7 protein-coding genes are annotated in these 13672 nt (G+C 42.6%); 3 read left to right on the forward strand and 4 right to left on the reverse strand.

Annotation, left to right across the window (positions count from 1 at the left end):
* Nucleotides 1-290: 290 nt before the first annotated feature.
* The 3 genes from C7Y70_RS16650 to C7Y70_RS16660 are packed head-to-tail and all read left to right on the forward strand — an operon-like array spanning nt 291 to nt 5976.
* Nucleotides 291-1700 (forward strand): TolC family protein, encoded by a 1410-nt coding sequence (locus C7Y70_RS16650; protein WP_135475960.1) that lies wholly within the window; start codon nt 291-293, stop codon nt 1698-1700.
* Complete coding sequence (locus C7Y70_RS16655) at nt 1697-2896, forward strand: efflux RND transporter periplasmic adaptor subunit (protein WP_135475962.1); 1200 nt, start codon at nt 1697-1699, stop codon at nt 2894-2896. Before C7Y70_RS16650 ends, C7Y70_RS16655 begins: the two co-directional genes overlap by 4 nt.
* Entirely contained in the window at nt 2893-5976 is a 3084-nt protein-coding gene (locus tag C7Y70_RS16660; protein WP_135475964.1) for an efflux RND transporter permease subunit, read from the forward strand. The genes C7Y70_RS16655 and C7Y70_RS16660 overlap by 4 nt, the downstream gene beginning before the upstream one ends.
* 98 nt (nt 5977-6074) lie before the next feature.
* Here C7Y70_RS16660 and C7Y70_RS16665 read toward each other — a convergent pair whose 3' ends face one another.
* The 4 genes from C7Y70_RS16665 to C7Y70_RS16680 form a co-directional block, all read right to left on the reverse strand.
* Nucleotides 6075-8114, reverse strand: coding sequence for a S9 family peptidase (locus tag C7Y70_RS16665; protein WP_135475966.1), 2040 nt, complete (start codon nt 8112-8114; stop codon nt 6075-6077).
* A 225-nt stretch (nt 8115-8339) separates the two neighbouring features.
* A complete protein-coding gene (locus C7Y70_RS16670) occupies nt 8340-10292 on the reverse strand; it encodes a phytase (RefSeq protein ID WP_135475968.1) in 1953 nt (650 codons plus the stop codon).
* Nucleotides 10293-10303: 11 nt separating this feature from the next.
* Nucleotides 10304-11278, reverse strand: coding sequence for a metallophosphoesterase (locus C7Y70_RS16675; RefSeq protein WP_135475970.1), 975 nt, complete (start codon nt 11276-11278; stop codon nt 10304-10306).
* 64 nt (nt 11279-11342) lie between these two features.
* The gene (locus C7Y70_RS16680) at nt 11343-13649 is read right to left on the reverse strand and encodes a TonB-dependent receptor (RefSeq protein ID WP_135475972.1); all 2307 of its coding nucleotides are present in this window, start codon (nt 13647-13649) and stop codon (nt 11343-11345) included.
* Nucleotides 13650-13672: the final 23 nt, after the last annotated feature.

Consider the following 13672-nt stretch of genomic DNA (forward strand, 5'->3'; position numbering starts at 1 on the left):
TATTTCAGGACGGGACATTTTAAATCCTCTGAGCTCTTCAATTCCCCCAAACTTCCAAGCACCTATTCTGATTATTGAAATTCAAATGTTCGAATAAACATCAGGGTTTTTCGTATTTATTGAGTTGGTAGATGTATGTAAATTATTTTGTGATCAACATGTTAATTTTTGACGTATTGATACAACTTATAATTATATCGCTAAATATGTAATGTTATGTAAAGTGAATTGAGCGATGCTCAATAAGCTGTTTGAATAACGCTCATAAATAGCATTAATCAGGTTTAAATATGATTTGGCAACATAAGCCATCTTTATTGGCGATAAGTATTGTGCTGCTTAGTGGCTGTGCAAGTACTTTGAACCCGCAAGAACGAAAGCAAGTTCCCAATGAAATCCCAGTTCAGTGGCAACAAAAGGCCCTTGAGTCAGTTACTACAGTGGATCATGCATGGTTTGATGATTTAGCAACGCCTGCTGTTGAGCAACTGGTTTTCAGTGCGCTTAAAAATAACCAGCAACTCATCCAAAGTCGTTATGATGTAGAAATACAAAAACAACAACTCATTGTTTCAGGATCTGCATTATGGCCGAGTTTGGATATATCCTCTCGCGTTGGTCGTAGTAAAGGGAACCGTCCTGTTAGTTACAATAATTCAAGCTCACTCACTTTGGAGCTTGGGTATGAGATTGATTTATGGGGTAAACTTTCTGACGCAAAACGCAGGGATAACCTCACTTACTTAGCTCAGCAAGCACGCTATGAGCAGCAGAAACAACAATTAGTTGCTGACGTTGTAATCAGCTGGTTCAATCTTATAAGTGCTGAGCAACTACTTGAGCTATTTAAACGTAGAGAAGCTAACACGCAACAGAATTTAGAAATTATTGAGTCCGGTTATCGTCAAGGCTTAAACCAAGCATTGGACGTGTACTTGGCGCGAAATGAGCTAAATAATGAGCGTTCACGTATTGCTACTCAACAGGCGAATTTAACTAAAGCTGCGCGTACACTCGAGCGCTTGCTTGGCGATTACCCGCGCGGAGCGCTTGAAGCAAATCAACAGTTGCCTGTTATCAAAGAGAATGTCCCTTTAGGTATACCTTCCGAACTAATCACTCGTAAGCCAGCATTACGGGCCAGTTGGTATCAATTGTTAGCTGCTGATGCCTCATTGGCTTATGCCCATAAGCAGCGCTTTCCAAGCTTAAATTTATCGGCAGGTGTGAGTGACAGCACAGACAGGGTAAGTGATTTATTTTCGCCATCTAGCCTTGCATGGTCATTAATCGGCGGCATTTCAGCGCCTATTTTTGCAGGCGGTCGATTAGAAGCTAACGAAGAAATAGCAAGGTTAAACACGCAAAAGCAAGAGCAAGCCTACCTTAATGCTTTATATGATGCTTTCGGCGGCGTTGAAAATGCCATTGCACAGCAACAGTCTTTACAAGCACGTTATCAAAGTACGTTACAAGCTCAAGAAAATGCACTGGCAGCAGAGCAATTATCATTTGAGCAATATCAAAGTGGCTTAGTGAGTTACACCACAGTATTAGACGCGCAAGCACGTTCGTTAGATGCTCAAAGCTCACTCATCGACTTAAAAAACCAGTTATTAACCAATCGAATCAATTTACATGTTGCCCTAGGTGGCGATTTTGCAAAATCAAGATCCGCACAGGATGAGCAAGCATTATGAAAATCAATAAACAAAAAGTAATTATTCCAGCCGTCATTATTATTGCGACTGTATTTTTAATTATGTTTATCAAAGGTAATCCACCTAAAGCATCTCGCTTTTCTGCGCCGCCGAAAGCCAAAATTAATGTTGCAGTAGAACAGCTAAAACCAATTGATTATACGGTACAAATCGATAGTTTTGGCACTGTAAAGCCACGAACACAAAGTATGTTAGTGGCTCAGGTAGCGGGTCAAATAACTGCTATCAATGAGCAGTTTCGTGACGGGGGATTCTTTAGTGAAGGTGATGTGCTATTGCAGTTAGATGACCGCGATTTAAAAGCGGAAGTTAAATCGGCTCAAGCAAACCTTCTTAATGCAGAGCAAAACTTGTTTGAAGAGCAAGCAAGAGGGCGTCAAGCCCTGACTGACTGGCAGCGTTTAGGGAATGAATCTGAGCCAAGTGTTTTAGTGCTTCGAAAGCCTCAACTAGCAGCCGCTCAAGCCCAGGTACTTTCTGCACAAGCACAGGTAGAAAAAGCGGAGCTTAACCTTGAGCGAACAAAAATAAAGGCACCATATGCGGGACGAGTTTTAAGCAGAACTGTCGATATTGGACAAGTCGTATCTAATAACATGCAGTTAGCCACTATATTTGCGACTGACAGTGTTGAAATCCGCTTGCCATTAAAAAATAAAGATCTTCCTTTTATTAATCTACCAGAGCAATACACTGATGGGTCGACTAACGCACGTGGTTCAGCCGTTAACTTTACCTCTAATTTAATTGGCGAGCAAAAGTGGCAAGGTCAGCTTATTCGCACTGAAGGCGCAATCGATGAAAGCGCACAGCAGCTTTATGTTGTGGCTAAGATTAACGACCCTTACAAATCAACCAGTAACAATCAATACCCGGTAAAAATTGGGCAGTACGTAAAAGCTAAAATTGATGGCAAAGTTGCCGAGCAAGTCTTGGTCATTCCAAACAGCGCTATCTACCAAGGTACTTATGTGTATGTTGTTGAAAATGGTGTGCTACAACGTAAAGACATTGCTTTAGCATGGCAAAATGCACAGCAAGGTATTGTTAGTAAAGGGCTTAAAGCAGGTAATCAACTTGTTCTTACGCCGCTGGGTCAGGTAAGTTCAGGTACGCCTGTGCAAATCATTGGTGAGCAGACGAAGAAAGCTCAAAAACGAGGAGAGCAGCCATGATAGCTTGGTTTACTCGTAACCATGTGGCTGCCAACTTATTACTGATAAGTATTGTGCTGGGTGGATTATTTAGCATATCGTCCAAGTTACCGCTGGAGGTATTCCCTTCATTTGTTTCTGATCGAATTAATATCAGTGTGAGCTTACGTGGCTCAACCCCAGAAGATGCTGAAAAAGGTGTCACGATACGCATAGAAGAGGCACTTCAGGATCTCGAAGGGATTAAACAAATATCGAGTCGTTCGTCTGAAGGCTCATCTCAAGTGAGTGTTGAGGTTGATACCGGCTATGACGAGCGCGAAATATTAGCGGATATTAAAAGTCGTGTAGATGCAATCAATACCTTTCCAGCGGATGCTGAAAAGCCAGTAATTGGTTTAATACAGCGAAAACGCGAAGTCATCGCAGTGACCGTTTCAAGTGATTACAACGAAAAAGAAACATTAGAATATGCCGAGCAAGTGCGCGACGAACTTTTGCGTATACCCGCCATTACACAGGTTGAATTAAGCGGTGTACGCAATTACGAACTCGCCATTGAAGTAAGCCAAGATACACTGCGCCAATATGATTTAACATTGGCACAAATCTCTAATGCCATTGCCAACTCCAGCTCTGATATCTCCGCTGGTAATTTAAAAACTGAGGGGGGAGATGTACTCATTCGTTCAAAAGGGCAGGCTTATCGTAAAGATGAATTTGCTAATATTGCCATCAAAAACCAAGCAGATGGTACGATTATTCGTCTAAGCGATATTGCAACTGTCAACGATGATTTTGAAGAAACCCCTGTACGAACACGTTTTAATGGTAAGCAGGCTGCGTTTATTGATGTGTATCGTATTGGCCCACAAAGCGCGATAGAAGTAGCCGATGCGGTTAAAAATTACATTACCAGCGAGCAAGCTAATTTACCGCAAGGGTTTTATTTAAGCTACTGGGATGATGATTCCGAAGTTGTTAAAAGCCGTATCGCAACCTTAACGAGTAATGCCTTGCAGGGCGGTATTTTGGTGCTGGGCTTACTGACTTTATTTTTAAGACCCGCGATTGCATTTTGGGTGTTTATTGGTATTCCAGTATCGTTTATGGGCGCATTTATGGCGATGGCTGCATTTGGCGTCACTATTAATGTAATCAGTTTATTTGGCTTTATTTTAGTGCTGGGGATTGTGGTGGACGACGCCATTGTCACCGGGGAGAACGTCTATACTCATTTAAAAACAGCTAAATCAGGAGAAGAAGCGGCCATTAAAGGGACTCAAGAAGTGGCAACGCCAGTGACATTTGGTGTGTTGACGACGGTTGCTGCATTTTTACCTCTGGGCTTTATTGAAGGAGCGCGAGGAGCTATTTTCGCCCAAATACCTGTAGTGGTTATTCCTGTTTTATTATTTTCTCTTATCGAGTCTAAATTCGTGTTACCCGCACATTTGAAATACATTAAATTGCGTCATCAAAAAGGTGAAGGCTCTAAGTTAGAGCGATTACAACAGCGATTTGCTGATGGGTTTGAGCACGCTATTTTAAAGTATTACCAGCCTGTACTTGGCCTAGCGCTGCGAAATAAACTGGCAACAGTCAGCTTGTTTATGGGGGTTTTCTTAATCATCCTAACCATGATCACCAGCGGGTGGACTAAGTTTATTTTCTTCCCGCGTATTCCTAGCGAAACTGTGCGGGTTAATTTAACCTTCCCAGCGGGTACACCGTTTGAAGTAACCAATAAATACATTATTGATATGTCAGACAAAGCCCGCGAGCTGCAAAGTAAATACCGAGATGACGAAACCGGTGAAAGTATTATTCTTAATATTTTAGCCAGCACAGGTGGCAGAGGCGGCGCAGCTAACTCAGGCAGTGTTCGTTTTGAAATCACTCCTGCTGAAAAGCGAGAGTCAGATATTGGCTCACGAGAGTTAGTAAAAGAGTGGCGGCAACTCATTGGGGTGATCCCAGGTGCCGAAAGCCTTACGTTTAGAGCTGAAATAGGCAGGAGCTCAAGCCCAATCGATATTCAATTATCGGGTAATTCTATCGCAACGTTGCAAACGGTGGCAGAGCAAATAAAGCAGCGGTTGGCAACGTACCCAAGTGTGTTTGATATCGCAGATAGTATGTCGGATGGTAAAGAGGAGCTGCAAATAGAGTTAACTGAGCAAGGTTTGGCACTGGGGTTAAATAGGGTTGATGTATCAAGACAAGTGCGCAACTCATTTTTTGGTGTCCAAGTACAGCGCATTCAACGTGGACGTGACGACGTCCGTGTAATGGTGCGTTTACCGATTGATGAAAGGCGCTCAGTGGCAGACTTAAAAGATATACTAATTCAAACCCCAAGTGGCGGGCGAGTGCCGTTATCGCATGTCGCGACTTTAGTGCCGGGTCAAAGCCCATCAACAATCAGTCGAATTGACCGTTATCGCACGCTCAATGTCTCAGCGGATGTAGAAAAAACCGATACTAACATGACAGTACTACAAGCGGATCTAAAAACCTATTTAGACGAGCTAGTACAGCAATACCCAGGTATCAGCCACTCGTTAGAGGGCGAAGCCAAAGAGCAGCGCGAATCGTTTGGTTCGTTACTGTGGGGCATGGTATTTGTATTTTTTGTTATTTATGGCTTGCTTGCGATCCCATTTAAGTCTTACTTACAACCATTAGTCGTCATGAGCATCATCCCATTTGGCATGATTGGCGCTGTCATCGGGCATTGGATCATGGGAATGGAGCTCACCATTATGAGCCTACTCGGTATGCTGGCATTAATTGGTGTTGTGGTGAATGACTCCTTAGTATTGGTCGATTTCATTAATAAAAAACGTAATGAAGGGCTTGAGTTAATGGACGCTGTGAAAACAGCCGGTGTTGCACGCTTTCGTCCTGTCATGTTAACCAGTTTGACGACGTTTATCGGCTTAATGCCGTTACTGTTTGAAAAAGCCACACAAGCACAATTTTTAATACCGATGGCAGTAAGCCTTGGCTTTGGTATTATCTTTGCGACGTTTATCACGTTGTTGCTCGTGCCTGTTAACTATATGCTGCTAGAGCGTTTTCAAGGTTGGTTTAAGTAGTTAACCTAAAAATATTACCTCTTAAAATCGATAAAAAAAATGCCGCAATGTAGCGGCATTTTTTATAAACAAGCTATTACTGGGTTACAGAGATAGCGTTATTTTTTGTATCGCTCAAACCATGCCAGCGTGTGCTCTACTTTAGAGATCATGCGAGATGGGCGTCCTGCAATACCATGGGGAGAACCTGGTACGCGGATAAGCACCGTGTCTACTTTTTGTAACTTCAGCGCTTGATAAAACTGCTCAGATTCTGAAATCGGCGTGCGGCGGTCTTCTTCACCCGTCATCAGTAAAGCGGGTGTTGTCACATTGCCGACTAATGATAAGGGTGAACGCTGCCAATAATGCTCAACATTATCCCACGGCATACCTGGGAATTGATTGCGGATTTGGCCTAAATAACTGTCAGCCGTTAAGGTTTTACTCAGCCAGTTAATTACCGGTTTGGTGATTGCCGCCGCGTTAAAACGGTCGGTTAAGCCAATGGCGTAAGCTGCGGCAATACCACCTGCAGAGCCACCTGCAATAAATAAGTTTTCTTCATCAATAAATCCTTTGGCTATCATGGCATCAATCGCTGAATTATGGTCGGCAAAATCTTCTTTTGAGCTATATTTTCCATCGAGTAATAAGGCAAAGTCTTTCCCGTAACTGGTTGAGCCTCGGTAATTCACATACACCACTACATAACCTTCACTGGCATATCGTTGTAGCTCTGCTGTAAAGCTAGGTCCGTAGGCAAGGTGTGGGCCGCCGTGAATTTCAAGCAATAAAGGATACTTTTTGGTTTTGTCGAAATTAGGCGGGGTAATATACCAGCCTTGAATATTTTCATTATCAAATGATGACTTAACGTTTAACTCATGAACCTCGCCCAATTGTTTGTGCCCGAGTAAGTCTTCATTTAAAGCAGTTAAGGTTTTGCTTTTTCCTTTGTATAAGTACGCTAAATCAGCTGGGCGTTGACTACTGCCTTGGGTATAAGCAATAGCGCCATTGTTAGCGAGACTGAAACTTCCACTGATATATGGACGACCGATAGAAGTGCCTGATAGTGAATCAACGAGGTCGGTTACTTTGCCTTTTGAAGATAACTTTGCCAGCTTACGCTTACCAAAGTCGTCATATTGAATAACAAAGTCACCTTTACCTGACCATTTGTAATCAGCAACGGAGCGGTCAAAGTCATTACTGACATTGGCAATTTTTTTACTACTTTTAGTGATGACATTGAGTGTGGAATTTATATAAGGAACAGGTGCATTATCACGGGCAATAAAAGCAATTTTTTTGCCCTTTGCTGAGTAAGTAGGGCTAGACTCTCGGCCAGGTAATTGAGTTAACTGGGTATAAGTACCCTGGTTTATATCAACTTCATATAAATCAGATTCAGTGGTACGGTACTCCCAATCAGCATGCTGATCAGATGAAAAAGCAATGTTGCTATCATTAGGAGACCATGCAAGTGGCCCATAATGCTGAAAATTTCCCGTTGTTAACTGCCTAGCTGTGCCACCATTAGCGGGTACAACAAAAACATGACGATAAGCTGGCTCTAAAAAGCCTGAACCATCCGCTTGATAGCGCGCTTTTTCAAAAACCTTTACGGGTTTTGACCAACTGGCTCCTTTTGGCTTTTTAGGTAACTTAACTGACTTCACAAAGTCTGTTTTACCGGCAGATACATTCATGGTAAAGGCGATGTTGTTAGCATTATTAGACCAGCTTAAACTACGAATTGACTTAGGGAGCTGTGTTAATAACGCTAATTTGTCTTGTTCTAACCAATAAACATAAAGTTGATTACTGCCGCTTCGGTTAGAAGTAAACGCGATTTTTTTAGAATCTGGTGACCAAGTCGGTTGCCCGTAACTATGTTCGTCAGCGAGTAGTGGGTAATGCTGATTTTGTTTTACATCGTATAGCCAAATACTGCGTTTTGCAGAATCTTTCATGATGTCATAACCACTTCTTAGGTAAATGATTTTCTTACCATCAGGGCTTATTTGAGGGTTGTTAACATACTCTAGCTGAAAAATGTCTTCGGCCATCAATGTGTTATTTGCGTAGAGGTTTACGCTGTAGGATGCACACAGCAGTGCCGAGCTTAACGTTAGTAATGCATTTAATTTCATAGTTTTTCATTTTTGTATAATAAAACACCATCCTATGACGCCCCAATTTTTTGGACAAGAAAATTGAGATTAATCAGCACGCCATTAAGTTAAATGGCAATGCGCTTATGGCAACATTTTTTAGTGAAGAGTGGCAAGTGTTTACTTAAATTAGGCTAATCATGACAGGGCGAAAAAATGCCGCTTAATCGCGGCATTTTTATCAATAAACTTTTTCGAGTTTGATTATTTGATGGCTTTTTTCACTTCGCGCCAGTCAATAATTTTAAAGTTTTGTGGTTGCAGTGGCATACGGTTGTAGCCGTCTTGCACTATAAGCATGCCTTCAGGATAACCTGGTAAAGCTTTTGCTGTAACGGTTAAGCCGTCCGTTTCACCTACGCCATCAATGCCTTTATCTAGGTTAGCAATTACATTAAATTTACCTGCAAAGCTTAGACTCGGCTGTGTGTCATCTGATATGTTGTAAAGCACATAGCTATTATCGCCTTGGCTTGAGACTACTAAATAGCGCCCATCATTAGCATGATAAATTTCCATACCTTCTACATCTGCCACCAGTTGCTCATTAACACTTTGTAGCTTTACTGCTTTGTTACCAGCGGTAGGCTCTGCACCGATATACCAAATACCTGCATCTTCTTCACCTGCAAATAATTGGCCTAGTTTATCATCAGCACTACAGCCTTCAGGTTGGCTTGGTAGGGTAAACTTTCTAACCAGTTCACCGCTTAGGTTATCTTGATCACCAGTGAGTTTATACTGCTGGAATAAACCTGATTTATCATTAACAAACACGTAATGGCCAGAATCAGACGAATACATACACATACCGTAAATCTCAGGTAGGTTAGTGGCTATTTCTGTTACATGGTTTACTTTGTTTTCTCCATCAACAGTAAATACGCTAATACTGTTAAGCGTACGGTTGCTGGCAGTGATCCACGTATGGGTTTCGTTGTTTATACCTTGATGTTGGCGCACATCAACGTTATTTAAACGGCCAACATTAAGCGATTGTACTTTGTTGCCAGCAAGGTCATAAACCATCAAACCACGGCGTTTATCTGTGCCTAAAATTAAGCTGTTTTTAGCGTCTTGCTCATTTATCCAAATTGCTGGGTCATCTGCTGCATCACCAAACGCTGCAACCGGTGTGGTTTGTGCGCTGGCATGAAGGTGAGTCATAGCAACTTTGCTATTTGAGACAGAAGTTTGCGCTGCGTAGTTAACGTTTGCTTGAATGTAAGCGCCGGTTTCATCATCAATCAAAACTAGCTGCGCTTGATTGTCATTAATAAAGCTTGCTGCAACAGACTCAATAGTGTGCTCACCTGACAGTGACCATTGGCTAAGCGTGTCTGTTTGAGCTTGGTAAGCATAAACCATACTATCGTCAGTGGCGCTGAGCCATAAAGTACCGTCTTGTGATACTGATAAAGCTCCGATTTCAGTTTTTAATTCGCCGTATGGCTGTACTAAAGCCACAGGTTGCTTATTGGCATCTGATTCTGCATCAGCATTAATGGCCCACACCCCGAGCTCTGCCTCACCCACATACAGGGTTTTTGTGTCGTCATTTACTGCACAACCTGAAGCCTCAGTGACCGCAGGAAATTCACGTACTGCGATATTTTTAGCTTGGTTAGTTGCTAAATCATATATAACCGTTTCGCTGATCAAGCCGCGAACATCCGGCACAAACGCTGATACAGTCTCGGTATTGCTGTTTTTAAATAAACACACAGCATCTGGCTGGGCTTGAGGCGGACTAATACGAGTGAGTTCATTTAGCTGCCAAGTTTGCCCATTTTTCATAAGCTTAAAAATAGCTACGTTGTCTTGGCTCTTATCAAGACTGGCTAATATAAATTGCTGCGCTGATAATTGTTTTAGTGAAATTGACTCAAAGTTACCGGCTAACAGCACACTGCTTTTCTCGTTATCGGCAAGTAATAAGCCCTGGCTTTCGCTCGCCATTAGCCATTGATTATTACCTAGCGCTGCTGCTTGTGAGCCTTGCATGTTTTGTTGTGGGCCAAATAACTTAGCCTCAACAGCCGGCTTTGCTATTTCTGTCGTGTTTTGCGTATCGTCATTACTTGTACAACCGCCAAGCGCAGTTACAAGCACAGCACTTGATAGCACCGCTGAAATTGTATTTAGTTTAAAGTTCATTATTTTATCCTTTACTTATCTATGTGCTTTTCAGTGTTAAAACGTACTTCACCAAGGTGATTAATCGCGCTTACACTGAGAGTTTCGCCATTGATAGAGATACTTAAAAAACCCGGTGTTGCTTCTGCGTAGCGGGTAAATTCACGTTGTTTTACAAACCGCGCTTCGCTGCCACCACCAGAGACAAAGTGAGCCACCTTGCTATTTTTTGGTTGGTTGTATTGCAAGTCGTGCTCGTGCCCTGCGATATAAGCGTGCACATTATGACGCTCCAAAATAGGTTCTAGAATGTCGCGAAGCCCTTGGTTGCGGCCAAAGCGTTTACCACTTGAATAAAGCGGGTGATGACCTACCACAATTTTCCATTTTGCTTTACTGCCAGCAAGTTGGGTTTCAAGCCAAGTAAGTTGGGTTTTATAGTCTTGTCCTTGGGTTGAACGGTATTTATCACGGTCTTTATATTCAGGTTGAATCGGGTTGGTATCTAAAAATACCATTAACACTTGCTCGTTGTTTTCAAGCGCAAATGTTTTACTGTAGTACCTTGCAGGTAACTGCCAGCGCTGGCTTTTGTTTGTATAGTCAATTTGTGCTTGGGCATTACCTAAGTAATCGTGATTTCCTAAAACAACATACCAATCTTCAAATGTGTGCGGGCCATGGTATATGTTCTCAAAGGCTGATTGCCAAAGAGGATCGTTCACACTTGCCACGCCATTTGGGTAAAAGTTATCGCCGGTCGAGACAATAAAATCGGCATCGGTTTGATACATAGCAATTTCTAGCTGATGAGCCACCTCTTTTTGATAAAAGTGGCCGTTGTGTCCCCAATCACCAATAACCATAAAGTTAAGGCTATTAGGCAACGTAGTTAACTTAGCTATTTTTTGTTGTTGGTATAGCGCATCTTTATAAACAACAGGCTCGTCTGCACTAAGCGCTGATGAGCTCAGTAGCGCGGCCATTATGAAAGACAATTTAAACATGTTCTAACTCCAAAAAAGCACGCGATGGTTTGCCATTACGTGCTTAAAATGACAATACGTGTGATTAGAATGCGTAACGCAGCATTACTTGAATCACTGGGCCTGCTTCTTCCGATTCAAGCTCGTACTCATCAAAGGCACGATTGTTTTGATCATCAAGCGAGTCAAACTTATTGAAAACTTCGTCTTTGCTGGCATCCAGTAAGTTTGAACCTACAAGCCGTAGAGTGATGTCATCCCAGCGCTTTTCAACGAAAAGCTCTAAATCAGCTCCGTAAGAGGTTGTTACTTCTTCACCCACAAAGCGTCCGTATGCATCACCTTGGTTACGGTACGTTGCCCCAAATGATGCGCGTAGTGTTGGTAAATCTTGGATAAAGCCAACGTTATAAACATAATCCGATTGGTCATTAAATTTGCGCTTACCAAAACTGTCTTCAACTTCACTGTCGAGCCAAGAGTAATTTAAGAAGATACCTGTGTTAGGCATGTTTAAGGCGCTCAGTGGGGTTGATAAATCAAACTCAATACCTTGAACTGTGCCATCACCAGTATTTTGTGGTTGCAGTACAAATGTGCCTTCGCCTTCTGAGCCTTCAACACCGGTACTGGCAATTTCAATAAGGTCGCTAACGTCACGGTAAAATACGTTTACACCTACAACGCCACTTTTACCTAAACGGTATTCGTAACCTAAATCGATACCCCAAGATGATTCTGGTTTAAGGCTTGGGTTGCCTAAAAAGTCATTATCAGCGAGCTCTTCTTCAAGTAGGGCGGGTGTCATGTAGTCAAAGTCAGGGCGACGTAAGCTGCGAGCAACAGAAGCGCTGACTCGTCCGTTATCACTGACGCTGTAACGAAAGTGAGCCGACGGTAAGAAAAAGTCATAATCATTTTCGGCAGTAACGCCTTCATTGGTATCGGTAATACTTGAGTCAGTTGACTCCCAGCGCACCCCCATCTCCCATGAGAACACATCCGCTTCATGCTTGATTAGCGCAAATAAGTCAAAACGGTCTTCTTCAAGTGTATTAACACCGCCGTCTACTGCTTCAAATTCGTTGTTAAATTGTGCTAATGACATTGGCGTTTGGTTAAACTGATCCCAGCCAGTAAGTGTTTGCTCACTTTCATCTTCAGCGACAAAAATTGAGGTATCGCGCTCTTTGCCTTGCACAAACGCACCAAACTGAACTTCTTTCGAGTCACCTACCAGTAAGCTGTGCTGCCATTGTAATGACCATTCTTTATCATCGATATCAACGGTTTCTTCAGCTTCCTCAAACACCATGGGGAGCTCTGATGTATCAAGCTCAACTTCTTGTTCGTAAACAGACTCTTCAAAGCTGGCATAGCCTACTTTAAATTTGCTGGTACCGCCCAGTAGTGGTAATTCATAGCCAGAATTAATGTTGTAGTTGGTTTGATCAATAAACGAAACGTTTGCGTTATCTGAGATTAAATTACCACCCTCAACGACAGAGCCTGAGGTTGCAGATGCGTCGTCGTATTCAAAAGAGCGCTCATCTTCGGTACGGTCGGTATCAACCCACATGGCGCTAATATCAAATTTGCCACCGTTATCAAACACCTTTTCAAAGCTGGCATTTAAAGAGGTATCATCGCCATCACGAGTATCAGATTGATCTTCACGATTATCAAAATCGTCTGTTGCATAATTAGGATTATTTTCAGGGCTATCGCCATAACGTCTGCTTGATTTTTGTTTTGGGTTATAACGACCTTGTAAATTGGCACCTACGAGTAAACGGCCACCTGCAAACTCAGTACCGTAAACGCCCGCAAAGCTTTCTTTTAGTTCACCGTCATCGTAACGTAAGCCACCAGCGCGAATATAACCGCCGTCTAAGCTATAGCCATCGCGTAGTACAATATTAAGTGTGCCAGCTATGGCATCGGCAGAGCGGTTGGCACTTGATGAACGAATAATTTCTACACGCTCAATTAATTCTGCTGGAATACGGTCGACAAAAAATGAACGGTCAGCACCGGCGCCCGGAACTTCTTCGCCATTAATAAGTACTTTTGTGTAAGCAGGGCTTAAGCCGCGCATACGAGCGCCGTCTGATTCAAGTACGTCAGATAAAAAAGTCACACTAGGAACACGCTTTAGTGCATCACCGGCGGTGAGTGGTTCAAAGCGTTGAAAGTATTCTTGTGAGTATTCCAGCGTGGGTGCTAGTTCTTGCGAGCGGTTGCGATAACCAATCTCGCCATAGACCACAAGCTCTTCAGAAACCTTTACTTCAGGTTCTCTTGGTGATGTTTGTTCTTGTGCATTCACGCTAACACTAAATTGGCTCAGTGCTAATGCCGCCACAACAGCATTTAACTTAAATTGTTTCATTGATTTGCTCCGGTTGTCCTTGG

The sequence above is a fragment of the Pseudoalteromonas sp. KS88 genome (assembly GCF_004766475.1).
In the GTDB taxonomy this organism is placed as follows: domain Bacteria; phylum Pseudomonadota; class Gammaproteobacteria; order Enterobacterales; family Alteromonadaceae; genus Pseudoalteromonas.